The organism is Eikenella longinqua (assembly GCF_001648355.1).
GTDB lineage: Bacteria > Pseudomonadota > Gammaproteobacteria > Burkholderiales > Neisseriaceae > Eikenella > Eikenella longinqua.
The window spans coordinates 23,248-49,688 of sequence record NZ_LXSL01000022.1; the positions used below are offsets into that span (position 1 = coordinate 23,248).

At 55.6% G+C, this 26,441-nt stretch carries 23 protein-coding genes, 1 tRNA gene, 2 pseudogenes and 1 CRISPR repeat array; of the genes and pseudogenes, 10 read left to right on the top strand and 16 right to left on the bottom strand.

From position 1 onward, the window contains the following. Positions 1–81: 81 nt before the first annotated feature. Positions 82–582 (bottom strand): Fe-S protein assembly co-chaperone HscB, encoded by a 501-nt coding sequence (hscB, locus tag A7P95_RS06560; protein WP_067592943.1) that lies wholly within the window; start codon positions 580–582, stop codon positions 82–84. Between the two features lie 273 nt (positions 583–855). Here hscB and prmA point away from each other — a divergent pair, with 273 nt between their 5' ends. The 4 genes from prmA to A7P95_RS06580 all read left to right on the top strand — a co-directional run bounded on the left by prmA (position 856) and on the right by A7P95_RS06580 (position 3,960). Further along, positions 856–1,752 carry a 50S ribosomal protein L11 methyltransferase gene (prmA, locus tag A7P95_RS06565; protein ID WP_067592946.1) on the top strand — a complete coding sequence of 299 codons (897 nt, stop codon included), beginning with the start codon at positions 856–858 and terminating at the stop codon, positions 1,750–1,752. Between the two features lie 139 nt (positions 1,753–1,891). Then, positions 1,892–2,716, top strand: coding sequence for an MJ0042-type zinc finger domain-containing protein (locus tag A7P95_RS06570; RefSeq protein WP_067592949.1), 825 nt, complete (start codon positions 1,892–1,894; stop codon positions 2,714–2,716). A 100-nt stretch (positions 2,717–2,816) separates the two neighbouring features. Continuing rightward, positions 2,817–3,362, top strand: coding sequence for a DUF924 family protein (locus A7P95_RS06575; RefSeq protein WP_067592951.1), 546 nt, complete (start codon positions 2,817–2,819; stop codon positions 3,360–3,362). 181 nt (positions 3,363–3,543) lie between these two features. Next, positions 3,544–3,960 (top strand): hypothetical protein, encoded by a 417-nt coding sequence (locus A7P95_RS06580; RefSeq protein WP_179945908.1) that lies wholly within the window; start codon positions 3,544–3,546, stop codon positions 3,958–3,960. A gap of 103 nt (positions 3,961–4,063) precedes the next feature. On the opposite strand, the gene A7P95_RS06585 is transcribed toward A7P95_RS06580, so the two are convergent. Further along, positions 4,064–4,867, bottom strand: coding sequence for a c-type cytochrome (locus A7P95_RS06585; RefSeq protein WP_067592958.1), 804 nt, complete (start codon positions 4,865–4,867; stop codon positions 4,064–4,066). A 217-nt stretch (positions 4,868–5,084) separates the two neighbouring features. Here A7P95_RS06585 and A7P95_RS06590 point away from each other — a divergent pair. Continuing rightward, a tRNA-Arg gene (locus A7P95_RS06590) sits at positions 5,085–5,161 on the top strand. A gap of 82 nt (positions 5,162–5,243) precedes the next feature. Here A7P95_RS06590 and A7P95_RS06595 read toward each other — a convergent pair. The 4 genes from A7P95_RS06595 to ccoG all read right to left on the bottom strand — a co-directional run bounded on the left by A7P95_RS06595 (position 5,244) and on the right by ccoG (position 10,567). Then, positions 5,244–5,900, bottom strand: a complete 657-nt coding sequence (locus tag A7P95_RS06595) for a protein-L-isoaspartate O-methyltransferase family protein (RefSeq protein WP_067592961.1) — start codon at positions 5,898–5,900, stop codon at positions 5,244–5,246. Between the two features lie 175 nt (positions 5,901–6,075). Continuing rightward, entirely contained in the window at positions 6,076–8,358 is a 2,283-nt protein-coding gene (locus A7P95_RS06600; RefSeq protein WP_067592964.1) for an NADP-dependent malic enzyme, read from the bottom strand. Between the two features lie 167 nt (positions 8,359–8,525). After that, the gene (locus A7P95_RS06605) at positions 8,526–9,113 is read right to left on the bottom strand and encodes a FixH family protein (RefSeq protein WP_067592967.1); all 588 of its coding nucleotides are present in this window, start codon (positions 9,111–9,113) and stop codon (positions 8,526–8,528) included. A 5-nt stretch (positions 9,114–9,118) separates the two neighbouring features. Further along, positions 9,119–10,567 (bottom strand): cytochrome c oxidase accessory protein CcoG, encoded by a 1,449-nt coding sequence (ccoG, locus tag A7P95_RS06610; RefSeq protein WP_067592970.1) that lies wholly within the window; start codon positions 10,565–10,567, stop codon positions 9,119–9,121. 374 nt (positions 10,568–10,941) lie between these two features. On the opposite strand from ccoG, the pseudogene A7P95_RS12495 reads away from it, so the two are divergent. Then, positions 10,942–11,036: pseudogene (locus A7P95_RS12495) on the top strand (IS481 family transposase); the annotation flags it as partial. 404 nt (positions 11,037–11,440) lie between these two features. Here A7P95_RS12495 and xth read toward each other — a convergent pair. The 9 genes and pseudogenes from xth to A7P95_RS06655 form a co-directional block, all read right to left on the bottom strand. Further along, complete coding sequence (xth, locus tag A7P95_RS06615) at positions 11,441–12,208, bottom strand: exodeoxyribonuclease III (protein WP_067592973.1); 768 nt, start codon at positions 12,206–12,208, stop codon at positions 11,441–11,443. 78 nt (positions 12,209–12,286) lie between these two features. Then, positions 12,287–12,481: a Fe-S cluster assembly protein IscX gene (iscX, locus tag A7P95_RS06620; protein WP_067592976.1), complete on the bottom strand. Its 195-nt coding sequence runs from the start codon at positions 12,479–12,481 to the stop codon at positions 12,287–12,289. A gap of 17 nt (positions 12,482–12,498) precedes the next feature. Beyond that, the gene (gene fdx, locus A7P95_RS06625) at positions 12,499–12,840 is read right to left on the bottom strand and encodes an ISC system 2Fe-2S type ferredoxin (RefSeq protein WP_067592979.1); all 342 of its coding nucleotides are present in this window, start codon (positions 12,838–12,840) and stop codon (positions 12,499–12,501) included. Between the two features lie 339 nt (positions 12,841–13,179). Next, entirely contained in the window at positions 13,180–14,226 is a 1,047-nt protein-coding gene (gene mltB, locus A7P95_RS06630; protein WP_067592983.1) for a lytic murein transglycosylase B, read from the bottom strand. Between the two features lie 215 nt (positions 14,227–14,441). Next, positions 14,442–15,092: an FABP family protein gene (locus tag A7P95_RS06635; protein ID WP_067592986.1), complete on the bottom strand. Its 651-nt coding sequence runs from the start codon at positions 15,090–15,092 to the stop codon at positions 14,442–14,444. 39 nt (positions 15,093–15,131) lie between these two features. Continuing rightward, positions 15,132–15,524: a DarG family dialkylresorcinol biosynthesis protein gene (locus tag A7P95_RS06640; protein WP_067592989.1), complete on the bottom strand. Its 393-nt coding sequence runs from the start codon at positions 15,522–15,524 to the stop codon at positions 15,132–15,134. A gap of 86 nt (positions 15,525–15,610) precedes the next feature. Continuing rightward, positions 15,611–16,771, bottom strand: coding sequence for a beta-ketoacyl-ACP synthase III (locus tag A7P95_RS06645; protein ID WP_067592993.1), 1,161 nt, complete (start codon positions 16,769–16,771; stop codon positions 15,611–15,613). A 121-nt stretch (positions 16,772–16,892) separates the two neighbouring features. Next, positions 16,893–17,392: pseudogene (locus A7P95_RS06650) on the bottom strand (N-acetyltransferase family protein). A 107-nt stretch (positions 17,393–17,499) separates the two neighbouring features. Continuing rightward, positions 17,500–18,483, bottom strand: coding sequence for a bile acid:sodium symporter family protein (locus A7P95_RS06655; protein ID WP_067592996.1), 984 nt, complete (start codon positions 18,481–18,483; stop codon positions 17,500–17,502). Between the two features lie 392 nt (positions 18,484–18,875). On the opposite strand from A7P95_RS06655, the gene A7P95_RS06660 reads away from it, so the two are divergent. From A7P95_RS06660 to cas2, 4 genes are all read left to right on the top strand, one after another. Beyond that, positions 18,876–19,442: an L-threonylcarbamoyladenylate synthase gene (locus A7P95_RS06660; protein WP_067592999.1), complete on the top strand. Its 567-nt coding sequence runs from the start codon at positions 18,876–18,878 to the stop codon at positions 19,440–19,442. A 311-nt stretch (positions 19,443–19,753) separates the two neighbouring features. Further along, entirely contained in the window at positions 19,754–23,011 is a 3,258-nt protein-coding gene (gene cas9, locus A7P95_RS06665) for a type II CRISPR RNA-guided endonuclease Cas9 (protein WP_067593048.1), read from the top strand. 25 nt (positions 23,012–23,036) lie between these two features. Continuing rightward, positions 23,037–23,948, top strand: a complete 912-nt coding sequence (cas1, locus tag A7P95_RS11180; RefSeq protein ID WP_082890757.1) for a type II CRISPR-associated endonuclease Cas1 — start codon at positions 23,037–23,039, stop codon at positions 23,946–23,948. Then, entirely contained in the window at positions 23,941–24,267 is a 327-nt protein-coding gene (cas2, locus tag A7P95_RS11185) for a CRISPR-associated endonuclease Cas2 (RefSeq protein ID WP_082890758.1), read from the top strand. Before cas1 ends, cas2 begins: the two co-directional genes overlap by 8 nt. A 63-nt stretch (positions 24,268–24,330) precedes the next feature. Further along, a CRISPR array of direct repeats spans positions 24,331–25,554; the repeat unit is 36 nt; unit sequence ATTGTAACACTACGAGATAAGAGAAGAAGCTACAAC. 60 nt (positions 25,555–25,614) lie between these two features. On the opposite strand, the gene A7P95_RS06670 is transcribed toward cas2, so the two are convergent. Continuing rightward, complete coding sequence (locus tag A7P95_RS06670; RefSeq protein WP_067593002.1) at positions 25,615–26,421, bottom strand: integrase core domain-containing protein; 807 nt, start codon at positions 26,419–26,421, stop codon at positions 25,615–25,617. Between the last annotated feature and the right edge of the window lie 20 nt (positions 26,422–26,441).

Consider the following 26,441-nt stretch of genomic DNA (forward strand, 5'->3'; position numbering starts at 1 on the left):
TGGAAAGATGAGTGCAGGCTACCTGAAAATTTAGTGGCATCACATTGCGGCGATGGTTTTCAGGTAGCCTTGCACTGGTGTTTACAAAGCGGCGCGGATTTCTTGCCGCAGTTTGGCGAGGAAGCGGCCTTGCGGCACGAGTTCGGCGGCTTGGGCATAGTTTTCCTGCCGGAAGGCGGCGCTGAGTTTGGCCAGCAGCTGCGTTTCTTCGGCGGCCACTTGCGTATCCAGCGCGGCAAGGCGTTCGGCAGAGGCTTCGGCGCGGGCGTCGGCCAGCTCTTCGCGCCATTCCATCTGCTGCATGAGGAATTCGGGGTCGAAGGCGGTGCGTTCTTCGGAGTCGGCCTGGATGCCTCGCGCTTGCAGCAGCAGAACGGCGCGTTCCAGCGGCTGGCTGAGCTGGCGGTAGGCTTCGTTTACGGCGGCGGCCATCATCACGGCTTGTTTCTGCTCGAAGGCGGAGGCGGTGGCGGTTTTGTCGGGGTGGAAGCGGGCGGCGAGCTGGCGGTAGGTGTGTTCGAGTGCGGCGGGGTCGAGGTCGAACTGGAGGGGGAGGTTGAAGAGCTGGAAGGGGCGGGACATGGTGTGTTTTTCAGGTAGCCTTTGGAAGTGGGCATTGTATCGGCAAATAGCGGATTGCTCCAAATATCGTGAATTGGGATAAGAACGTTGCGGCGTTGGCCTGCCGCTTTGTCCCATTCTTATTTTCATCCATCATTAAGAGGCTACCTGAAAAATGAGGGCCGGGATTTTTCAGGTAGCCTGCCCGCGCGCAGGCAGGCACAGCCCCGGCTGGCGGATAGGCGGCGGCTTGCTATACAATACGCGCCCTTACCGTTTGAAAGAGTTGCGATTATGCCTTATCAACAAGCCAGTATTCCGGTAAACGCCGCGCATGCCGAGCAGTTTTCCGATGCGCTGATGGCCGCCGGCGCGCTGTCTGCCGCGATTGAAGACGCCTACGCCGGCACGGATGAAGAACAGGCCATTTTCGGCGAGCCGGGCGAGGAAACCGGCCAAATCTGGCAGCGCAGCCGCGTGATTGCCCTGTTTGACGAACGCGCCAACGTGGCCGCCGCCGTGTCTGCCGCCGCCGCCGAATGCCGGCTGGATGTGCCGGAATACCATATCGAGCAGCTGCCGGAGCAGGATTGGGTGCGGCTCACGCAATCGCAGTTCGACCCCATCCGCATTTCCGGTCGGCTGTGGATTGTGCCCACCTGGCACGACATTGCCGACCAATCCGCCGTAAACCTGAGGCTCGACCCCGGCCTCGCCTTCGGCACCGGTAGCCACCCCACCACCCGCCTGTGCCTGCAATGGCTGGATGAAAACATCCAAGCCGCCGACCGCGTGCTCGACTACGGCTGCGGCTCCGGCATTCTGACCATTGCCGCGCTCAAGCTCGGCGCCGCCGCTGCCGACGGCGTGGACATCGACGAACAAGCCATTGTCGCCAGCCGCAGCAACGCCCGGCAAAACGAAGCCGCCGCCCGCTTCTTCCTGCCCGACGACCTGCCCAAAACGCAGCAATACGACGTGGTGGTGGCCAATATTTTGGCTAACCCGCTGCGCCTGCTGGGCGGCATGCTGGCCGCGCGCACCAAGGCCGGCGGGCGCATCGTGCTCTCCGGCATCCTGGCCGAACAGGCGCAGGAATTGGGCGGCATTTACAGCGAATGGTTCGACATGCAGCCCGCGGCAGAAGAGGGCGGCTGGGTGCGGCTCACCGGCGTGCGTAAAGCCGGGTAAACGCCCGATCAGCCCTTCGGCCGCCCCAAAATATACAAAAAACCGACAGTTAGCCGCCAAGAGGCTACCTGAAAATGGTAAAAGCGCATTAATTTTCTTAAAATAGCGGCCGAAGCATCAGTATTGGAATGCCGAACACATGAAAACCGTGAAACTCAATTGCCCCCGCTGCCGCGCGGAGAACCACTATGCCGTAGCCGATTTGCAGGCGGCCAACGGCCGGGTGCAATGCAGCCAGTGCCGGCATGCCTTTACCGTGGCGCGCAAGCCCAAAGTCCAGCCCGCCGCCGCGCCGGCCGATGAAGGCATCCTGAAAGAAGACCTCATCCACGCCAAAATGCCGCTGCGCGAAAAGCTCGCCCGCCTCAAGCAGCAATCTGCCGACCTGGCCGCCCGGCATGAAGCCGAAGAAGAGCGCGCCCCGTCGCAGAAAAACGCCGTGGCCGCCGAGCTCGACGAAATCGACAGCCGCCTGCGCCGCCAGCGCATGGCGCTCGACAACGACACCGGCCAGGCCATGCCGTTCAAGCTTTATGCCGACGAAGCCGCCTCCGCCGCCGTCAATACCGACGCCTCCGCCATCGAAGCCCTGCTGCAACGTTCCGCCGCCGCCCCGCCGCCTCCCGCCGTGCTGCCCAGCATCGACACCCTGCTCAAAAGCGCGCAATCGGCTGCCGCCGGCAACGGCCAAACGCAAAATATCCACATCCAGGCCGAAAGCCTCGTGTTCAACCTGGTATCCGGCCGCGAAGGCGGCGCGCTGCACCTGCCCACCGCCGCCGCCAAGCTGCCCGCCGTGATCGACCAGCCCGCTGCCGACAACGCCCCCGCGCCCGCCCCTGCCGCATCCGGCGGCGGTGCTGCCGCCACCCACAGCGAATTCAACTGGACGCTGGCCTCGCTGGTGGCGCTCACCGTATTGATTATGCAGCTGTTTTACTATCTGCTGATTATGAAGCACTGATTGCTTTGCATGAAATGTTTGCCAAAGGCTACCTGAAAAACTTCCGCAGCTTTTTCAGGTAGCCTTTATCTTATTGAACCGAATTAAGAAAGGAAGTGCGATGGCTGTCCGCCCCGAAGATGTGTTGGCATTTTGGTTTGCCGAGGAGAACCAGCCGTTTTGGTTTGCCAAGAGAGAGGATTTCGACCGGCAGATCTGCGAGCGTTTTGCCGAAGTGTGGGCGCAGGCGGCACAGTCGGAGCTGGATGCCTGGCGCGGTACCCTGCGCGGCCGGCTGGCGGAAATCATCGTGCTCGACCAATTCTCGCGCAACCTGCACCGCCACAGCCCGCTGGCTTTCGCGCAAGACAATATGGCCGTGGCGCTGGCGCAGGAAGCCGTGCGCCAGCCGGGCTTTGCCGAGATGCGGCAGGAGGAGCGGCACTTTATGCTGATGCCGCTGATGCACAGCGAAAGCCGCGCCATCCACCGGCAGGCGGTGGCGCTATTTACGCGCTACACCAATGAATATGCGCTGGATTTTGAAATCAAGCATCAGGCAATCATCGAGCGCTTCGGGCGCTATCCGCACCGCAACGCCGTGCTCGGGCGGCAGAGCACGGCTGAGGAGCAGGAATTTTTGCAGCAGCCGGGTTCGTCGTTTTAAGCACACATTCTGGCGGGAGGCCGGGAAAAGGCTACCTGAAAAAAGCACAGCGGAAAATATTGCCGGAGGGCAAGGAAGTATGTTTTTCAGGTAGCCTGTTACCGGGGCGAATGCTAGACTGCCTGTGGTTGCTCACTCTGCGGAATATCCGTGATAAATTGGGAGAAAAACGATGAAAAAGATGATGTTGGCTATGATGCTGCTCGCTTGCGGCGGCCTGGCTTCGGCTCAGCAATACGGTTCGGCGCAGCAGATACAGAGCTTGCGCGGCGAAACGGCGCAACTGCTGAAAACGGCGCCGCGCGCGTCCGACCGTGCGCTGATTGAGCGCTACCGGCTGGAAAATCTGGAAGGCAATATTTGGGAGGGGCTGTATGTGGAAGGCGACAGCCGCCCGAGCACGGCGCCGAGCGGCTATTTTCTGCTGAACCGGCGCGGCTTGCAGGCCTATATCGGCTGGGAGAAGCTGAACGGCGTGCGCTGCCGGCCGTTAAACGGCTACCGCGAAGCGCAGCTGTGCACGGCGCCGCGTGCCGACCAGCGGGCTGTGCGGGCGTTTGAGCGCAGGATGGTGGAATTTTTGAAGGCGGCGGGGTAGTGCGGCTTCCTGACTGATACGAAATAAAGGCTACCTGAAAATTTTGCTTCGCAGAAACTTGCGTTGCTCGTTTTCAGGTAGCCTTTTATATGGGCGGGATGGCTTACAGTTTGCCGCCGGATTGGTTGGCCATATACACCACAGCGGCTTCCACGTCGGCATCGCTCAGGTTGGCATCGCCGCCGCGGGCGGGCATGGTTTTGAAGCCTTGGATGGCGTGCTGCACCAGGGTGGCGCGGCCTTGTGCCAGGCGGGGCGCCCAGTCGTCGTTGTGGGTGATTTTGGGCGAGTTGGGGAAGGCGGAATTGGCGGCGTGGCAGGCGATGCACAGTTTGTTGAACACGGCTTCGCCGTTGGCGGCTGCGCTCTGGCCGGCGGGGGCGGAGGCGCCAGAAGCGGCGGCATCGCCTTTCTGCACGGCGGGGGCGGTGAAGTTGCCGCCGGATTGGTTGGCCATATAGGCCACGGCGCGGGCCACTTCGTCGTCGGTGAGGGTGGTGTCGCCGCCGCGTGCGGGCATTTGGCCGCCGTCGGGGCCGTTGAAGCCGTTCACGGCGTGGTTCACGAGGGTGTCGAAGCCTTTGGCGATGCGTGCGGTCCACTCGGCGTTGTGGGTGATTTTGGGGGCGAAGGCGACATTCACGTCGGCGCCGTGGCACTGGATGCAGACTTTGTTGAAAACCTGCACGCCTTCGCGCTCGCCCACGGGGGTGCCGTCGCCCATTTGCAGGCGGCCGACGGGCTGGATGCGGGTTTCCACGGCGCTGGGTGCCATGTCGGCCACTTCGCTGGAATAGCCGGTGGTGGCCAGTTTGACCAGTAGGAATAAAACAATCAGCAAAACGGCTAAGCCGCCGATAAAGGTAACGGCGGCGGAGCCTCTGATGCTGGCGGTGGTGGTGTTCATGGCGGGAGCCTCGCTGTTTTGGTAGTTATTGGAGACAACCGTACCCGGCGGGATGTGCCGCGTAGCGGTTTGTTAAGCGGTTTGTAATATTTTGCCAAATTATACTGAATTTGGCAGGTGCTTCCAATTGCAAATTTATATTCTGTGCCGGTGTGCCGCCCCGAGGCGACAAAATTTTTTGCCTTTGCGGCGGTTTTGCGTTACTCTTACGCGCTTCGCACCCATAGCTCAGTTGGATAGAGTGTCAGTTTCCGAAGCTGAAGGTCACAGGTTCGATCCCTGTTGGGTGCGCCAGTTTCTTTGAAAAAGCAGCCGTTTGGCTGCTTTTTTGTTTTTCAGGTAGCCTTTTTGCGCTGAGTGGGGCTACCTGAAAATTTTAGAAACGGAATGCGGAGGGCGTGTTTACTGCGGGGCTGCTCAGGGCGGGGGCAACGGTGTCGAACAATACGCTTTGTTCGAAGCCTTCGCTGCTGCGGCGCACGAGCAGGGCGCGCATCACGGGCTCTTGGCCGACGATGACGGCCATGCGGCCGCCGGCTGTTAATTTGTTGCGCAAGGTTTCGGGCATCACGGGGCAGGAGCCGCCCACGTAGATGGCGCTGACGGTGGCGATGGGCGGGTTGGCCAGGCCGTCGCCGGTGCGGTATTCGATGTTGGTGATGCCGAGGCGTTCGAGCACGGCGCGGGCTTTTTTCTGCTGGGCTTCGTCGGTGTCAACGGTGATGACGCGGCCGGCGAGTTTGGCGAGGATGGCGGTGGCGTAGCCGGAGCCGGTGCCGATTTCGAGCACGGTGTCGTCTTTGCCCAGCTTGAGGCCTTGAATCAGGCGGGCGACGATTTTGGGCTCGAGCATGGCGCCGCCGTTGGGCAGGGGCAGGTGGGCGTCGGCATAGGCGTAGGGCTGCTGCTCGGGGGAAACGAATTGTTCGCGCGGCAGCTCGGCCAATACGTCGAGGATGTCGAAATCGAGCACGTTCCACGGGCGGATTTGCTGCTCGACCATATTGAAGCGGGCTTGTTCAAAGTTGTTCATTGTCTGCTCCGGCGGCGGGATGGGTATGTGGTTTGGGACGGGATTATAGCTGAAGCTGTCTTGATCCGATATATTTTGGATAAATTCGTTTGGCTGCTTCGGCCGTTAATAAAGGCTACCTGAAAACGGGGTTTCGGTTTTCAGGTAGCCTTTTGGCTGTTATGGATTCAGCGGCTTAGCCTTGGCGCTGTGCATCCACGGCGGCGAGCGCCACCATGTTGACTAAGCGGCGCACGGAGGCGAACTGGTTCACGATGTGTACCGGTTTCTTCATGCCCAGGAGGATTGGGCCGATGGTAACGCCTTCGGGGGTGGCGACGCGCAGCAGGTTGCAGCTGATGTTGGCGGCTTCCACGTTGGGCATCACCAGGAGGTTGGCGGCGCCTTTGAGGGTGGATTCGGCCAGGCTCTGCTGGCGCAGGCTTTCCACCAGGGCGGCATCGCCTTGCATCTCGCCGTCGATTTCCAGCTGCGGGTTGGCTTCGCGGATGAGCTCAAGGGCGCGGCGCATTTTGCTGGCGCTTTCGGAGGGCACGGAGCCGAAGTTGGAATGCGAGAGCAGCGCCACTTTGGGAGTAATGCCGAAGCGTTTGATTTCTTCGGCGCACATCAGGGTGCTCTGCGCAATCTGCTCGGCGCTGGGGTTGGCGTTTACATAGGTGTCGGCGATGAAGAGGTTGTGGCCGCTGAAAATCAGGGCGTTCATGGCGCAGGCGGTGTGCTGCGGGTTGTTGTAGCCGACCACGTTGGAGATGATGCCGAGGTGGTGCTGGAAATGGCCGACGGTGCCGCACACCATGGCGTCGGCGTGGCCGAGCTCCAGCATCAGCGAGCCGATGAGGGTGGTGTTGGAAATCACGCGGCGTTTGGCCAGATCGGGGGTGATGCCGTTGCGCTGCTGGAGGCGGTAGTATTCCTGCCAATATTCTTTATAGCGCGGGTCGTTTTCGTTGTTTACAATTTCAAAATCGGTGCCCGGGCGGATGGTGAGCCCCATTTTCTGGATGCGCTCTTCGATCACGTTGGGGCGGCCGATCAGGATGGGGGAGGCGAGCTTGCCGGCCACAATCTGCTGGGTGGCGTGCAGCACGCGTTCGTCTTCGCCTTCGGCCAGCACCACGCGTTTGAGCTCGGTGCGCGCCTGGGCGAAAATCGGCTTCATAAACAGGCCGGATTTATACACAAATTCGTTCAGCTTCTCTTCATAGGCGGCGAAATCGGCAATCGGGCGGGTGGCGATGCCGGAATCCATGGCGGCTTTGGCCACGGCGGGCGCCACGCGGGCAATCAGGCGCGGGTCGAAGGGCTTGGGAATCAGGTATTCGGGGCCGAATTTCAGCTCGGCGCCCATATAGGCGGTGGCCACTTTGTCGTTCTGCTCGGCCATGGCCAAATCGGCGATGGCACGCACGGCGGCCAGCTTCATTTCTTCGTTGATGGTGGTGGCGCCCACATCCAGCGCGCCGCGGAAGATGAAGGGGAAGCAGAGCACGTTGTTCACTTGGTTCGGGAAGTCGGAACGGCCGGTGCCGATGATTACATCGGGGCGGGCGGCTTTGGCTTCCGGCGGCCAGATTTCCGGCTGCGGGTTGGCCATGGCCAGCACGATGGGCGAGGCGGCCATCTGTTTGAGCATATCGGTGCTCAGCACATTGGGGCCGGAGAGGCCGAGGAAGATGTCGGCGCCGGGCACGGCGTCGCCCAGGGCGCGCCAGCCGTTGTCGGCGATGGCGTAGCGCACTTTGCTTTCGTCCATGCGGTCGCGGTCGGCGCGGGTTTGGTAGATGACACCTTTGGAATCGCACACGGTGATGTTTTCGCGCTTCATGCCCAGGGCCACGAGCAAATCGAGGCAGGCGATGGCGGCGGCGCCGGCGCCGGAGCACACCAGGCGCACTTGGCCGATGTCTTTATTGACCACGCGCAGGCCGTTGAGGATGGCGGCGGCGGTGATGATGGCGGTGCCGTGCTGGTCGTCGTGGAATACGGGGATTTTGCAGCGTTCGCGCAGTTTTTTCTCAATATAGAAGCATTCCGGCGCTTTGATGTCTTCCAGGTTGATGCCGCCGAAGGTGGGCTCTAGGGAAGCGATGATTCCCACCAGTTTTTCGGGGTCAGTTTCGTTGATTTCGATGTCGAACACGTCGATGCCGGCAAATTTCTTAAACAGCACGCCTTTGCCTTCCATCACCGGCTTGCTGGCCTCGGCGCCGATGTTGCCCAAGCCGAGCACGGCGGTGCCGTTGGAGATTACGGCCACCAGGTTGCCGCGGGCGGTGTATTTGTAGGAATCTTGCGGGTTGGCGTGGATTTCCATGCAGGGGGCGGCCACACCGGGGGAATAGGCCAGGGAGAGGTCGTATTGCGTGGCCAGCGCCTTGGTGGGGGCTACCTGAATTTTGCCCGGCTGGGGATATTGGTGGAAATCGAGGGCGGCTTGTTTGATCATGTCGTCCATGTGGGGAGTCCTTATGATGAGAAGATAAAGAGGGGAAACCTGGGGCTACCTGAAAAGGCAAAGGCTACCTGAAAAATACCGGCCGCCAAACAGTTGAAACATGGTTTTGCCAGGCTTAAAGGCTACCTGAAAATCCGGCGGGGCGAGGTTGGTAACGCCCCGCGCCGCTATTTTTCGGCGGCAGGCGGATTGGGCGCCACCGGCTGCCGCTGCGGGATCAGGCTCAGGCTGTGGCCGTTTTGGGGATGCCAAACGCCCTGCACGCGCCATTTGCCGGAGCCGTCTTCCACGCGCACATACCAATGGTCGGTGGGGCGCAGCGGCTGGAAAACTGCCGCGTATTCTACCCGATTGGCGGCGCTTGCGGCACTGCCTTGGCGCTGCATTTCCACGGTTTGGTCGTATTGGTCGCGTGCGGGGTGCAGCCAGACGAGTTTGAGCGGGGTGTCGGGGTTGATTTGGCCGCTGAGCAGGATTTTGGCGCGGCTGTTGTCGGGGCTCACCAACACATCGGCGCGGATTTGGCGGCGCTCGGCTTTTTCGTCGCGCTCCATTTGCAGGGCGATGTTTTTGCCTTCACGGTAGTAGTCGTCGGTAACCAGCGAGGGGTTGTTGCGGTGGGCGGCCAGATAATAGGTGTAGAAGCCGGCCACCACCACGATGGCGGGCCCGGCCATCAGCAGCCACGGCCAAGGGTGTTTATACCACGGTTTGGCCGGCGTGCTGCCGGGGCGGGGCGGGCGGTGGTTGCTCATTGGGTTTACTCTCCGATGAATGTGCTTTTGGCGTTGATGGTGGCGGCTTCGGCAGCAGGTTTGCCTTCGGCGGCATAGTGGAAGGTGAACACGATGGGGTTGCTGCCTTTTTCGGCGTAGTCGGGAATCACGGCCACCTGAACGGGGATGGTGATGCTGTCGCTGCCGCTGATGCGCAGGCCTTCGGCAGGCAGGCCGGTAATTTTGATGTCTTCCAGGCCGGATACGCTGGCGGTGAGGATTTGCGGCTGTTCGCTGGCGTTGGTGATACGCAGGTTGTAGGCGTTTTCCAGCCAGCCGTCTTGGTTTTGGCGCACCATCACGCCGCGGTCTTTCACGATGTCGATGTGTACTTCCTGCCGCATCAGCAGGCCCACCGCCAAGCCCACGGCCACTGCGGCCAGCACCGCGCCGTAGCCCAACACGCGCGGGCGCAGCATGCGGCGCGGAATTTGTTTTTCCGGATAGTCTTTTTCCAGCGCGCCTTCGGTGGTGTAGCGGATGAGGCCGCGCAGGTAGTTCATTTTATCCATGATTTCGTCGCAGGCATCGATGCAGGCCGCGCAGCCGATGCATTCGTATTGCAGGCCGTCGCGGATGTCGATGCCCACGGGGCACACCTGCACGCACATGGTGCAGTTGATGCAGTCGCCCAGCTCGGTGTCTTCGCGGCTCACGTTTTTCTTGCGCGCGCCGCGCGGCTCGCCGCGGGCAGGGTCGTAGGAAATAATCAGCGTGTCGCGGTCGAACATGGCGCTTTGGAAGCGGGCGTAGGGGCACATGTATTTGCACACCTGCTCTCGCATGATGTGGGCAAACAGCCAGGTGAAGGTGCCGTAGAGCGCGGCCGCAATCAGCGCGGCGCCGGATACAGCCGACCAGTTGAGCGTGAAAATGTGCGCCACCAGCGCGCGGATGGGGCTGAACCAGCCGGCAAAGGTGATGCCTGTCCAGGCGCAAACGGCGAAAATCAGCAGGTATTTGGTGAGCTTGATGCGGATTTTGGTGAAGTTCCACGGCGATTTGGCCAGCTTGAGGCGCTTGTTGCGGTCGCCTTCCACCAGGCGGTCGATCCACAGCATGATTTCGGTGTATACCGTTTGCGGGCAGGCATAGCCGCACCACAGGCGCCCGGCAATGGTGGTCCACCAAAACAGGCCGAAGGCGGAGAGCAGCAAGAGGCCGGTGAGGTAGATTAAATCGTTGGGCACGAGGGTGAAGGCGAAAATGTGGAAACGCCGCCCGGGAATGTCAAACCACACGGCTTGGCGGCCGTGCAGGTTGAACCAGGGAATCACGTAAAACACGAACTGGGTGGCGAGGATGGCCAAGATGCGCAGGTTGGCAAAGCGGCCTTTGGCCTGCTTGGGATGGATGCGCTTGGCACCCTGATACAGGAAAATCACCTGCTCTTTTGGGGCGGGCTGGGGCGCTTTGGCTGCGGGTTCCGTCATGGTGGTGTTCCTTTTTGGCGCCGTTATGCTGCGGCTTGTTTTTTGGTATGGATACTGCGGTTTGCGGCGGGATTATACGCTGCGGGGGGATGGGTGTCAGCAGCTTGGAGTCTCTTGGAGTAGTGTGATAAACAGCGGTAAAGGGCTATCTAGAAACTAGAGGGGATGCTGTATGTGGAAATCAACAGCGTTGTTTACACTTTCGGCTTTTGCTTGAAGACCCGATTGAGCTCTGGCATTGTCAAGAATGTCGATAGACACGGAAAACCGATTTGTTCTTGATGATGACGGATAGCTGCTCAAAAATCATTTAAGCAAAAACAAAAGCAGCCTGCTGTAGAAAAAGTGTAAACAACACGACGATTTCCTACAGTAAGCCGCACCGCAGCTTGAACGGCGATACGCCGTTTGAGGTGTTGTAGGCTTACTTTTCCCAAACTGTGGTGTAAACAACGCGGTTATTTTCTACAATCCAATCATGCTGTTTCGGTACAATTATATTACTGTTCAGGCTGGAACTGTTGGTAACCCTTTTGAAGGTTTAAAGTTTTGGATAGATGAAATGGATAGTTGTCCACAGAGCCAATTGGCAAATGATCTTATTACTGATTTTGTAAATTTTAAAGAGAAGGAATAAAAATGGAAAATTTTAATATCACAAAGAGTGTTCTTCTCGTAGAAACAGTACGCGTAGATTGAGTTAGCCGTTTAAGGTGTAACCCGACACAATAGAAATGACCTAGATCATATTGTTTTTTAACCCGATCTACCCGTTCTCGGGTTTCGATATGAAAGGCTACCTGAAAACGAACTGCGCAGAAAATCGCACAGCTAAATTTTCAGGTAGCCTTTTCTAAGTGCAGAAAGAATGCCTTAGGCAAACTCCGCCCACACCGGCGCGTGGTCGCTGGGGCGTTCGAGCGCCCGCGGGGCGGTGTCCACGCCGGCGGCGGCGAGGCGCGGTAGCAGGGCTTGGCTGGCGAGGATGTGGTCGATGCGCAGGCCGAGCTTGCGGCGGAACATGTTCATGCGGTAATCCCACCAGGTGTAGAGCGGTTCGGCGGGGTGCAGGTGGCGCAGGCTGTCGGTGAGGCCGAGGCCGAGCAGGGTTTGAAACCAGGCGCGCTCTTCGGCGGAGCAGAGGATTTTGCCCTGCCATTTTTCGGGGTCGTACACATCCAAATCGGCGGGGGCGATGTTGAAATCGCCGAGCAACACCAGCTCGGGATAGCGCGCCAATTCTTCGCGCAAAAATTCGGCCAGCGCGGCAAACCATTGCTGCTTATAGGCAAATTTTTCGCTCCCCACGGCCTCGCCGTTCACGCAATATACGTTCACCACGCGCACGCCGCCGATGGTGGCGGCAATCACGCGCCGTTGCGGGTCGTTCGGCAGGGCGGGCAGGCCTGTGTGTACGTCTTGGGCGGCTTCGCGGCTGAGGATGGCGACGCCGTTGTAGGTTTTCTGCCCGCTCCACACGGCGCGGTAGCCGGAAAGCTCGAAGGCGGCGAGGGGGAATTGGTCTTGGTCGAGCTTGAGCTCTTGCAGGCAGAGGATGTCGGGCTGTTGTTGCAGCAGCCAGTCGCTTACGTGCGGCAGGCGCACTTTGAGGGAGTTGACGTTCCAGGTGGCGATTTTCATGCTTGGCTTTCGGAATGAATTTTTCAGGTAGCCTGTGTGCGGGATACGGGCTACCTGAAATGTGGTGATGGCTTCAGCTTACTCGGCTTCGTCGATCCAGGCCTGCTGCACGGCTTCGAGGATGCGTTCGCCGCTGCGCTGCGGGTCGTCGTCGAATTCGGGCAGCTCGAGGATGAGCTGGCGCAGCTGGGTGAAGCGGATGGTTTGGGGGTCGATATCGGGGTGGCGGTCGAAGAGTTCTTCGGCGATGCGCTGGGTGTCGGTCCATTTCATGATGGGCTACCTGAAAATCAGTGGTGCTCGCGGGCGTGGTTGATGGTGTATTTGGGGATTTCCACCACGAGGTCTTCGCCGGCCACTTTGGCCTGGCAGCTGAGGCGCGATTCGGCTTCCAATCCCCAGGCTTGGTCGAGCAGGTCTTCTTCGATTTCGCTGGGCTCTTCCAGGCTGTCGAAGCCTTGGCGCACGATCACGTGGCAGGTGGTGCAGGCGCAGGACTGCTCGCAGGCATGCTCGATTTCGATGCCGTTTTCCAGCAGCAGGCTGCAAATGCTTTCACCTTCGGGGGCGTTTTCGATGACTTTGCCTTCGGGGCACAGCTCGCTGTGCGGCAATACGGTGATTTTGGGCATGGTGTGTGGCTTTCTTGCTGATATTGTGAGTGGCGTATTGTAGCGGAAAAGGCTACCTGAAAACAGTTGATTGGTTTTTCAGGTAGCCCCGATAGCCGTGCCGGATGGAAACGATATGCCGTGGCGCCGGATATGGCGAATTAACTTAACCTTCGCCACGGCGTTGGCTCGCCTTGCTGTACTTCTTGTACTATCTGCGGCTCGCCGCCTTGTATCGAAGGTCAATTTAATCCGCTTATATAAGGCAATCGCCCGGCGCTGCGCCAAAGGAAAGGCTACCTGAAAACCGGTTGCTGTTTTTTCAGGTAGCCCTATCGCCGAATGGATGCGTATGGATGCTTACAGCTTGCCGCCACCCACGCCGTTGGCGATCTCGCGCACGGCGCTCACATACAGGCGGCTGTGGTTGTATTGCCAAACGGCGTAGAAATTGTTCAGGCCGATATAGTATTCATACTGGCCGGGCGCGGTTTCCAGGCGGAACAGCACGGCCTTTTCGTGGTCGGGCACGTCTTCGAGCAGCACCACGCCCATCTGCCGCAGCTCGCCCACGGTTTTATTCAGCGTGGTTTTTTCTTCAATCAGCGCCGAAAGCTCGGGCGTGGGCGTGAGCGCCACGGGCACCATCATCCTGCCGCCGCGCTGCCAGCCGTGGGCTTTCAGATAGTTGGCCACGGAAGCGGCCACATCGGGCACGCTGCCCCAAATGTTGCGCTGGCCGTCGCCGTCGTAGTCCACCGCCCATTTGCGGTAGCTGGAGGGCATAAATTGCGGCATGCCCATGGCGCCGGCGTAGCTGCCGGTGAAGCCGAAGGGGTCGCGGCCTTCTTCTTTGACCATCAGCAGGAATTCGTGCAGCTCCTGCTGGAAAAATTCGCTGCGGCGCGGGTAGCCGAAGGCGAGGGTGGGCAGGGAATCGGCCAGGCGGAAGCTGCCCATATTGCTGCCGTAGTTGGTTTCGATGCCCACAATCGCCACCAGCACTTCGGCCGGCACACCGTATTCGCGCGCCACTTGGTTGAGCACCTGGCGGTATTGCTGGTGGAAGCGGCGGCCGCCGTTGATTTTGCCGGCGCCGGCATTGCCGCTGCGGAATTCATACCACGGGCGGGAAGTGCCGGGGCGGTTCATGATATTGATAATATTGCCCTTATACACCGACTGCGCGAAAAACTGCTGCAACTGCGCCTCGCCCATCACGCCGGCGGCAGCCTGCTGGCGGATAAAGCGCTGCACTTGGGGGTTTTGGCTGAAGCCGGTTTCGGAGAGCGGCAGGCTGGCTTCGGGCGTGATTTTCGGGCTGTCCACGGGTTGCACAGGCTGCTCGCTGCTGCAGGCGGCGAGGATAAGCAGGACGCTGAGGGCGGGGGCGAGTTTGCGTTTCATGGCGTTTGGAAAAAATCAATTGGGAAAACAGGGCGCAGTGTAGCACAGGCGGGGGCGACGGGCGAACGGGAGGGTGGGGCGCCCTGCGCGAAATATGGCGATAAATACTGGAATAATCAACAAAATTTTATTTTCCGGCTGACATAAAGGCTACCTGAAAACCGTCTTCGGGATTTTCAGGTAGCCTTTTGCGCTGCTAGCGGTGTAACGGGGATTCAGCTGTTTTTCTGCGCGGCGAGGGCGGTGGGATTGGGGGTGGGCTCGCCGATTTTGTGCAGGGTGTTGTGGTCGGTGTGGGCGAAGGGTTCGCTTTGGCCGGGAATCCGCAGGGTGGTTTCTTGGCGGTAGGCCCAGGTGCCGTCGTCGTTGATGCGCACTTGGATGGTGTAGCGCTCGGTTTGGAAGGCGTGTTCGAGGAAGGGGTTGGAGGAGATGCCGTTGGTGGTGGAGCCGCGAGAGGCGGTGAGGGTGAAGCTTTTGGCGTCGGGAGCGGCTTGGCCCACGGCCATGGCGGTTTGGCCGCGCGGGATGGAAAGGGTGAGGATGATGTTGCCGGTGGCGGGCTCCCACAGCCAGTAGCCGACTTGGTCGTGGAAGGTTTCCACTTCGCCGGGCTGGACGATGCGGGTGTGGTAGCGCAGGCCGTAGAAGAGCTGGGGGCCGTTGGTTTGGCCGTCGATGGGCTGGAGCTCGTAGCGCTTGATGTAGGCGTCGGTTTCGGGGCCGTCGGCTTTGGGGTTGACGTCGGTGCCTTTGCGGCCTTCCCAGATGCCGGCCATGGGGGCGAGCGGGCCGAGGTTGGCGAGGGTGTCGGGATCGACTTCGGGCTCGGTGTAGATGTCTTTGGGGAAGCGGGGTGCGTTCATGGCGGGCTCCTTGGGTTGGGGTTTGAATATATTCGATAATCAGAATGGCTGGCGCAGCTCGTCCAGGCTGATGCCAAGGGCTTGGGCGTATTTGGCAAGGATTTTTTCAGGTAGCCTTTGGAAGGCGGCGGGCTGCATGTGGCGGCGTACTTGCCAGCGCCATACGCCGGCGGCTTGGGCGAGGCTGGCTTCGTCGTGGCGGCTGCGGTACATGTGGTAATAAAGGGGGGAGCGTTCGCCGCGCGCCACGGCTTGCCGAGCGGCTTGGGTTTGCGCTTCGAGCTCGGCCACGGCTTGGCCGGTGGCGTAGGCTTCGTCTTGCCAGCCGGTGCTGGTGGCAGCTTGGTAGCGGCCGTTGCGGGTGCCGTAGATGATTTTTTGGTGGCCGTGGTAGCTGGGGCTGTCGTCTTGGGGGATGTCGTTGATGTCCATCTTGGCTCTTTCCAAGCGGGTGTGGGGCGGGATGATATTGCGGCTACCTGAAAAGCGGCGGGGCTTTTTTCAGGTAGCCTCTGCTGTTAGGCATACACGGCTTCGAGCAGCATAAAGCAGGTGGAAAAGCGGCCGCTTTCGGGAATGTAGCACAAGATTTTCTGGCCGGCGCGGATGTCGGGGCGGCGCATGAATTCTTCCAGGATGATGTAGATTGCGGCGGAGCCGGTGTTGCCTTTATACGGCAGGTTGGTAAACCATTTTTCTTCGGCAATCGGCAGCCCGGCGGCGGCAAGGCCTGCTGCCAGCTTGCTGCGGAAAAAGCCGGAGGAATAGTGCGGCAGAAACCAATCGATTTCTTCGGCACGCAAGCCGTGTTTGGCGATGAGGCGGCGCAGCGGCTTTTCCACGGTGTAGGCCACGATGTTGTCGTTGAGCAGCTTCACGTCCTGCTTCACCGCCATCAGGCTGCGTTCGGCGCAGGCGGCGGCATCGGCCTCTTTCCAGCTCAGCCATTCGCCGCCCTGCCCCACTTCGCCGCCGGCATACATGCACACCGGCATTTCGTTGGCATAAGACAGCAGCTCGATCCAATGGATTTTGAAATTGAGCTGCCCGGGCAGGGGCTCGCTGCCCAGCTGCACCGCGCCGGCGCCGTCGGAGAGCATCCAGCGCAAAAAGTCTTTTTCAAACGCGATTTCCGGCTTGGCCTCTTGTAGGCGCAGGCTGCCGGTTTCGGCTTGGAAACGCTCGCCGCGCAGCACCGCGGAAGCCGCTTCCGAAGCCGCCGCCACCGCCTCGCGGCATTCGCCGGTGCGCACGGCGCGTTCGGCCTGCTTCATCGCCGCCATGCCGGCCACGCACACGCCCGCCGTGCTCACCACTTCGCAGGGCGGAATCTGCGGCAGCAGCCCGTGCACCATCACGGCGTGGCCGGGCAGGATTTGGTCGGGGTAGGAAGTGCCGCAGGCTAGGCTGCCAATGGCTTCGGGCGGCAGGCCCTGCTCCAGCAGGCCGCGGATGGCCAGCGCGGAAAGCTCGGTGTTGCTATGGGTGGTGCGGCGGGTGTGCGGGTCGATGGCGTAGTGGCGGCTGGTGATGGCGTTGGAACGCAAAATCATTTTGCGCACGCGCGAGGGCGTTTCGCCCGCCATGCCGAGCACGGCTTCCATTTCGTCGTTGCCCACCGGCGGGTTGGGCAGGAAGGCGGCGATACGCTTGATGTAAACATCGGATAGTGTGGCCAATTATTGTTTTCCTTCGGTAGCCGTTGTGTATTGGGGTCGTGCTTGCAGGCAAGCATAATCGATGCCGTTTGCCGGTGTTTGAAGCTGTATGCCAAGCCGGCGGATATTTTTCAGGTAGCCTTTAGGCCGGCGGCAAGGCCTTGCCGAGAATCACGATATCCGCCAGCCGCGTTTCCAAATCGCACACCTGCGGCAGCCGGCCTCCCTCGGCAAAACCATAGCGCCCGAACAGCGCCAAGCTCGCCGCATTATGGGCAAACACCACCGCCAGCACATTGCGGATACCCAAGCCCGGCGCCTGCGCCAGCATATGCTCCAACAGCCGGCGGCCATGCCCGGCGCCCTGCTCTGCGGGGCAAACGTAGATGCTGATTTCGGCGCTGATGTGGTAGGCACGGCGCGGGTAATAATCGCTGAAACTGCCCCAGGCGCACACTTTCCCCGCCGCGTTTTCCAACACATACAGCGGGCGCGTGCCGCCGTGCGCCGCAAACCACGCTTCGCGCTCCGCCACGCTCACCGGCTGAAATCGGCGGTGGATTGATGCCCGGGGATGCTGGCGTTATAAATGGCAACGATGGCGGGCAAATCGGCATGGGCGGCGGGGCGGATGGCGGGCATGGTTCAAATGGTAAACACAAGGATAAGGCGCGACAAGTATAGCAAATCGCGCCTTAAAATTTTCAGGTAGCCTTTACTGCACGGCAGGCTTGCGGGCAACACAGGTTTCATTGCTGCCCGGGGTTTTCCTGAGCTTTGGCCGCCTCCTGCTCCGCCTTTTCGGCTTTGGCCGCCCAGTAAGACGCCAAGAGCGAACCGGAAATATTGTGCCACACGCTGAAAATCGCGCTGGGCACGGCCACCAGCGGCATGGCGGCAAAATGCCCCTTGGCCAGCGCCGCACCGAGGCCGGAGTTTTGCATGCCCACCTCAATAGCCAGCGTTTTCTGCGCATCATAAGGCAGCCTGAACAGCTTGGCGGCAAGGAAGCCCAGCGCATAGCCGATGGCGTTGTGCAGCACCACCACGCCGAAAATCAGCAGGCCGGTTTCAATAATCTGCTGGCGGCTGCCCGCCACCACCGCGCCGATAATCAGCACAATCGCCAACACCGACACCAGCGGCAACACATCCGCCGCCGCTTCCGTCTGCTTGCGAAACAGCGTGTGCGCCACCACGCCCAGCACAATCGGCAACAGCACCATTTTCATGATATCGGTCAGCATCTTGGCAACGGAAATATCCAGCCACTCGTGCGCAAACAGGTAAAACACCGCCGGCGTGAGCAGCGGCGCCAGCAGCGTGGTGATCGAAGTTACCGCCACCGAAAGCGCCACATTGCCGCGCGCCAGGAAAGTCATCACATTGGAAGCCGTGCCGCCCGGGCAAGAGCCCACCAGCACCACGCCGATGGCCACTTCCTTGGGCAGGTTCAACGCCAGCGACAGCAAATAAGCCGTGGTCGGCATAATCACAAACTGCGCCACCACACCGATGAGCACCGCCTTCGGATGCTGGCCCAAAATCTTAAAATCGGCAGGCGTGAGCGTGAGCCCCATGCCAAACATCACAATGCCCAGCAGCCAAGGGATATACGGCGCCACCAGCTGGATAAACACATCCGGCACCACAAAGCCGGCCATGGCAAACAGCGCCGCCCACAGTGCAAAAGTTTTGCCGACGAGGCGGCTGAATCTCTGTAAAACGTTCATGGTGGAATTTTGCAATTTTTAACGGAAAGGGCGCAAGGATACAAGAAAGCGCCGGCAAACGAAAGGGGGAAAAGCCGCATCATGCCGGCTTTACATTTCGGGCGCACGGCAGACCGCGTGTTCACCGCGTTAGGGATACCGTTTTTCAGGTAGCCTCTCACCCCTTGCCCAAGAGGCTACCTGAAAACGGAGCTTCCGAAGGAAGCGAAGTTTCTGCGAAGCTAAAACGATGTTTGGGCGTAGCCCAAGCTGAGTTTCTGCGAAGCTAAAGCGATGTCTTGGAGCAGACAAGGCACAGCTTCTTCCCGGCCCGAAACTGCCGCCCAATCGAATCCCAACCCATTTCGCATTACAATACCCCCTCCGCAGCACGCCGCACCCCACCCGACACCATGTTCCCCCGCATCCTTTCCGCCAGCGCCGCCCGCCGCCTGCAAGCCCACCTGCGCCGCGGCGGCCTCGTCGCCTACCCCACCGAATCCAGCTACGGCCTCGGCTGCCTGCCCACCAGCCCGCACGCCCTGCGCCGCCTGATGCAGCTCAAACAACGCCCACAGCACAAAGGCCTCATCGTAATCGGCAGCAGCCTGCCCCAACTGCTGCCCCTGCTCGGCAGGCTACCTGAAAACCAAAAACAGCTCGCTGAAAACACCTGGCCCGCCCCCGTTACCCTGCTCTTCCGCGCCGCCCCCCGCATTCCCGCCATCCTGCGCGGCCGACACCGCAGCAAACTCGCCGTACGCATCCCCGCCCACGACGGCGCCCGCCGCCTGTGCGCCGCCCTCGGCACCCCCCTCGTTTCCACCTCCTGCAACAAAAGCGGCCGCCGAGCCCTGTGCCAACAGCGCGAAGTGCAGCGCTGCTTTGGCCGCAAAGTATGGGTGCTGCCCGGCCGCTGCGGCGGCGCCAAACAGCCCAGCCGCATCATCGACGCCGAAACCGGCAAACGGCTGCGCTGAACGTGCGGCAGGCAAAAAGGCTACCTGAAAATATTTAGCTCGGCTGAACCACAACTTCAACATAGACGATGCCCCTGTTTGGATAGACCAAACAGGGGCTCATACATTTCTGTACTTTACGTCGCGGCATACCTTTATAGGCAGCCTTATTGTAGCAACGGCTCTTATCTCGTAGTGTTACAAAACATTGCATACAACTGTGGAGAAGTATATCGGCATGGATAATGCTTGTCAATATTTCAGATGAAGCGTTAAATTACATCCATGAAATGTTTGCTAACTTAAATTTCATACTTAGAAAGGATTCTTCGATGAAAGCGCAACGCTATATTTTGGGCTTAGATCTAGGCATTGCCTCCATTGGCTGGGGCTTGGTTTGGGTAGATGAAGACGAGCTTCCTATCGGACTACTGGATTGCGGCGTACGTACCTTTGAACGCGCAGAAGTGCCAAAAACTGGCGATTCTCTAGCTGCCGCGCGCCGGCAGGCGCGCAGTATGCGTCGATTAATCCGCCGTCGAGCACACAGACTATTGCGGATGCGACGCTTACTAAAACACGAAGGTGTGCTAACAGCAGCTGATTTTGATGAAAACGGTTTGCCAATCGGATTGCCTATTGATGCTTGGATATTGCGTGTAGCGGCACTAGATAGAAAACTCTCTGCTCAGGAATGGGCGGCGGTATTACTGCACATAGTCAAACACCGTGGCTATCTGTCACAACGCAAGAGTGAAGTTAAAACGAAAGACCAGGAATTAGGTCGTTTGTTGGCAGGTGTAAACGAAAATCATCAATTGCTGCAAGATAAATTCACTCAATACCGTACGCCGGCAGAATTGGCTATAAAAAAATTTGCTGTAGAAAGCGGGCATATACGCAATAAAGGCGGTGATTATTCCCATACCTTCAATCGCAAAGATGTGGAATGTGAACTGCACATACTGTTTGAGCGGCAGCGTGCTTTAGGCAACCTATTTGCGTCGACCGGATTGGAGGAAAAAACGGCAAGCTTGCTCATGACGCAACGTGCCGCCTTACAAGGCGAAGCCGTGCTAAAAATGCTCGGACATTGCACGTTTGAGAAGAACGAATTCAAAGCTGCAAAAAACACTTACAGTGCCGAGCGCTTCGTGTGGCTGAGCAAATTGAACAATCTTCGTATCTGCCACAGCGGTGAAGAACGGCCACTGGATGCAGCCGAAAGAGCCCTATTGCTGGACGAACCGTATAAAAAAAACAAATTGACCTACAAGCAAGTCCGTACTTTGCTCAATTTACCCGAGGCAACTGTATTCAAAGGTTTACGCTATGGGAAAAGCGAAGACGGCCTTGCCGTAGAAGGTAAAACGGCTTTCATGGAAATGAAAGCCTATCATGCGGTACGAAAGGTTTTAAAAGACGCCGGATTAGAAACCGAATGGAACAACCGCATCCGTAATCCGCATGTTTTGGATGCCATCGGTACAGCATTCTCACTATACAAAACTGATACTGATATAACACATAATCTAGAACCATATAGGCTACCTGAAAATGTATTAAATGCCTTACTAAGTGGTATAAGTTTTGATAATTTTATTCAAATATCACTTAAAGCCTTAACTAAAATTTTGCCAAAAATGGAACAGGGGCTCCGTTATGACGAAGCCTGTACTACAGTATACGGTAACCATCACGGCCATAACGAGCAACACGACAATCGGCTGTTGCCTCCGATTCCGAAAGATGAAATCCGCAATCCAGTAGTACTTCGCACCCTTACACAAGTACGGAAAGTAGTGAATGAAATTGTACGACGTTATGGCTCACCATTGCGTATACATATCGAAACCGGACGTGAAGTAGGCAAATCATTTACTGACCGCAAAGAAATTGAAAAACGACAGGAAGAAAACAGAAAAGACCGTGAGAGGGCTGCCGAACGTTTCAAAGAATTATTCCCCAATATAATAGGAGAACCTAAAGGTCGCGATATTCTCAAGCTCCGCCTGTATGAACAACAACATGGCAAATGCTTATATTCCGGCTCTAAAATCGACTTGAGTAGGCTACCTGAAAAAGGTTATGTGGAAATTGATCATGCGTTACCCTTCTCCCGAACTTGGGATGATAGTTTCAACAATAAAGTACTGGTTTTAGGAAGTGAAAATCAGCGGAAAGGCAGTCAGACGCCATACGAGTATTTGGGAGGTGGACATGACAGCGAACGCTGGCATGAGTTTGCCGCACGGGTTTCCGGTAGCCGTTTCCCTTTTGGTAAAAAACAGCGCATCATGACCAAAAAGCTGGATGAACAAGGTTTTATTGAGCGTAATTTGAACGATACCCGATATATTGCCCGCTTTTTATGTCAATTCATCGAAAACAATATGCATCTAGAAGGCAGTAGTAAGAAACAGGTATTTGCCTCCAATGGGCAGATTACTTCCCTGCTCCGTGGTCGCTGGGGCTTGCATAAAGCACGCGAAGAAAACGATAGACATCATGCATTGGATGCGATTGTGGTAGCTTGTTCCAGTCACTCGATGCAACAAAAAATTACCCATTATGTGCGCCAACAGGAAATGAATGTATTTAACGGAGAAATAATCGATAAAGAAACAGGAGAAATTCGTCATATATACTTCCCTGAACCATGGCCTTTCTTCCGTAAAGAAATAATGATTCGCGTATTCAGTGAACATCCACTGGAAGAGCTAGCAGAAAAATTAACATCTCGCCCCGAAGCCGTACATGAGTTTGTGACACCTTTATTCGTATCCCGTGCACCAACTCGGAAAATGACTGGCCAAGGCCATTTGGAAACTATTAAGTCGGCTAAGCGCTTAGATGAAAAGTTAAGTGTTATTCGTTTACCACTGACTCAATTGAAATTGAAGGATATTGAAAGGATTGTTGGCTATCCAAATCGTGAACCGGCTTTATATGCTGCATTAGCAAACAGATTAAAATCTTTTAATAACGATCCAGCCAAGGCTTTTAATCCTAAGGAACATCCTTTTTATAAGGTAGGTAAGAATGGTCAGCACAGAACACAAGTGAAAGCTATACGTGTAGCAACTATACAGAAATCTGGTGTCATGGTGCGAAAAGATAAAAATGATATATATCATGGAATTGCAGATAATGCTACTATGATACGGGTAGATATTTTTGAAAAAAATGGTAAAAATTATGTAGTTCCTATTTATTCTTGGCAAGTAGCAAAAGGGATATTACCAAATAAAGCAGTAGTTGCTTATGCTGATGAAGATGATTGGATTGATGTTGATGAAACTTTCCACTTTAAATTTTCACTATATCCTAATGACTTGATTAAAGTCACTACAAAAAAAGGAGATTTCTTCGGATATTATAATGGATTAAACAGATCTACTGGAGCCATTAATATTAAAACTCATGATCTAAACATCCATTATGGTAAAGATGGTATCTGGGAAAGTATTGGAATAAAAACCGCATTATCCATAAAAAAATATCAAATAGATCCTTTAGGTAAATCCATCAAGATCTGCAGATCTGAAAAGCGTATCATGCTTAGAAAGAAAAATAAAAAATACATATAACTCTGAATAAAATAAGATTTCTATTATGACTTGGCGCAGTATACTCATCAGCAACTCAGCACGGCTTTCTTTACGACAAAATCATTTGTTGATACAACAAGGGGAAGATATTCCTATACCACTAGAAGATATTGCCGTGATTGTGATCGACTCGAAAGAAGTCATCATTACTGTACCATTACTATCTGCTTTGGCTAAAAATGGCATTACTCTATTAACTTGTGATGAACAGTTTTTACCCTGTGGACAATGGCTACCGTTTGCTCAATATTATCGCTATTTAAAAATATTGAAACTACAAATAAATATGTCGTTACCGCAGAAAAAACAACTGTGGCAGCAAATTATAAAACAGAAAATCCATAATCAGGCATGGCTATTGGATTATAGTGGGAATGATATCGCAGCTAATCGGCTAAAAAACTTGGCAGGATGTGTAAAATCCGGTGATAAAGGATACGTGGAAGGACAAGCTGCTGCACTTTATTTTTCAATATTATTTGGCAGTAACTTTACACGATCTGAAACAAATATAGTTAATGCCTGTTTAAATTATGGATATAGTGTTATACGTTCAGCTGTAGCACGTTCTTTGGTGCAATATGGATTTTTACCTGCATTAGGTTTACAACATCATAACGAATTAAATCCATTTAATTTAGCAGATGATTTTATCGAACCTTATCGGCAGATTGTGGATTTATTGACCTATCACCTATTGCTTTCAGGCAGCTTAAAGAGCGATATACTGACTATACCATTAAAACAAAAGCTAATCTCTTTACTGTGTCATCAAATTTTACTTGGAGAACAGCGTTATACGGTTTTGTCAGCCATTGATCGAACAATCCAATCATTTCAAGCTATTTTAATGTACGGAGAAAAAATGCTCAGGCTACCTGAAATGTTGGATCTGAAGGTACACGGCTATGAGTGAGGCTAAATTTATGCGGTTAATTGTCTTTTTCGACCTACCGGTTACATCTGCATCAAAACGTAGGGCTGCAAACCAGTTTCGGCATTTCTTGCAAAAAGATGGTTATCAAATGTTGCAATTATCAGTATATGCAAGAATTGTACGTGGCCGTGATGCGTTGGAAAAACACCACAAACGATTACGCGCTCAATTGCCCAGCGAAGGATCTATTCGGTGTTTGGAGGTAACTGAAAAGCAGTTTGCAGGAATGTCTATACTGCTCGGAGAACGGAAAACTCGTGAAAAAAAGGTCAATGCAGATCAACTTTTGCTGTTTTAGTGCAAATTTTTAGATGAACATAAAGCAGGAAGTCATTATTAAACAATAACTTCCTGCCTGTCTATTGTAACACTACGAGATAAGAGAAGAAGCTACAACATATATCGACTACGAAGGCCAATATGAACAATTGTAACACTACGAGATAAGAGAAGAAGCTACAACGAATCGTACTACGTTCAATTTCGGCATCATATTGTAACACTACGAGATAAGAGAAGAAGCTACAACTACCGACCGCCACGCCGACAACATCTTGGAATTGTAACACTACGAGATAAGAGAAGAAGCTACAACTTCGAGTATGCGCATACCGACCCTGTGTTCATTGTAACACTACGAGATAAGAGAAGAAGCTACAACTGCCGGATTCTTCAAGCAGGGCATAGATGGATTGTAACACTACGAGATAAGAGAAGAAGCTACAACCTAATGATGGCAATTACCTTCTTGGCTTTGATTGTAACACTACGAGATAAGAGAAGAAGCTACAACGTTCGAAAAGCTATTGTACTTTCGATGGCAATTGTAACACTACGAGATAAGAGAAGAAGCTACAACCTTGGTGAACTCGATACTGGGCGTGGCCGTATTGTAACACTACGAGATAAGAGAAGAAGCTACAACGGGTTCGATTTCCCATAGTACAACATCTGTATTGTAACACTACGAGATAAGAGAAGAAGCTACAACTCGGTAAATTCCATACTGGCGGCGTGATAGATTGTAACACTACGAGATAAGAGAAGAAGCTACAACGACAAGGAATAAGTCGCATTGCCTTGGGTAATTGTAACACTACGAGATAAGAGAAGAAGCTACAACAACGAAATGGCAATATCGTACAAATGATTCATTGTAACACTACGAGATAAGAGAAGAAGCTACAACCAGATTGTAAGGCTTACCTTCAACACGTTTATTGTAACACTACGAGATAAGAGAAGAAGCTACAACGGCACAACAGCAATTTAGCCAATATCAAGCATTGTAACACTACGAGATAAGAGAAGAAGCTACAACCAACATCTAACCCGCCTCAAAGCCCAAGGCATTGTAACACTACGAGATAAGAGAAGAAGCTACAACCTTGTCTTCGGTTTCCCATTTCTTGTTGACATTGTAACACTACGAGATAAGAGAAGAAGCTACAACGGCAGAGAAAGCGGATGGCTAAAGCTTGTTATTGTAACACTACGAGATAAGAGAAGAAGCTACAACCGAAGTCCCGCTCGTCCAGCAGCACCGTGTATTGTAACACTACGAGATAAGAGAAGAAGCTACAACTACGAAAACAGCCCTGAAACTGTTGTTACTATTGTAACATGTAGGAAATAACCGCGTTGTTTACACCACAGTTTGGGAAAAGTAAGCCTGCAACACCTCAAACGGCGTATCACCGTTCAAGCTGCGGTGCGGCTTTACCGTGTTATAAAAATTGACAAAGCGGCACAGCTCCTTCTGCCGGTGTTCGGGACTGTCAAACTCCTGCTTATCGTGCCACATCTCCATCAAGGTACGGATCACCCGTCCCGCCTTACCGTTGGTCTGCGGACGGGCGACACGGGTAAACTTTTGGCCAATCCTGTTCTCATAACAGGCGACACCGAAAGCATGGTTGGCCGAGCCTTTGTATTCCGTCCCGTTGTCGGAATAGACGCATTCGATCAGGTATGGGCAGGGTTCAATCAGCTGTTCGGTCAGAAATTGGGCGGCACTGTCTGCGGTTTTGTCCGGCAGGATGGCGGCATACCGTTCCCTTGAAAAGTCATCGATGGCGACAAACAGGTAGTCGCGCCTGTCGGTGGCTTTCTGGCCTTTGAGCAGCGGCAGCCGTTTGGTGTCGAGGTGTACCATCTCGCCGGGGTAGGATTTATTGTAGCGTTTGGCCTGTTTTTTGAGCTTGTCCTGAATGCTGTGTTCTACCTTGGCCAGCCGCTTCATACCGTATTTGGCCTGTTTGAAGCGGTTGTTGGTGCTGGTTTGGGGTTTGAGCAGCCTGCCTCTGGCAGCTTTGAGTGCGCGGTAGATGGTTACCCTGCTGACTTGGTAGCGGCGGGCGAGGGAGGAAACGTTTTCCTTCTCTTGGGTATAGGCCAGCCAGATGGCTTGGCGGTGGTGCGGGGTGAGCCGGGTGTTTTTGTGCATGTTCATGTTTCAGTATTCTCCTGGAA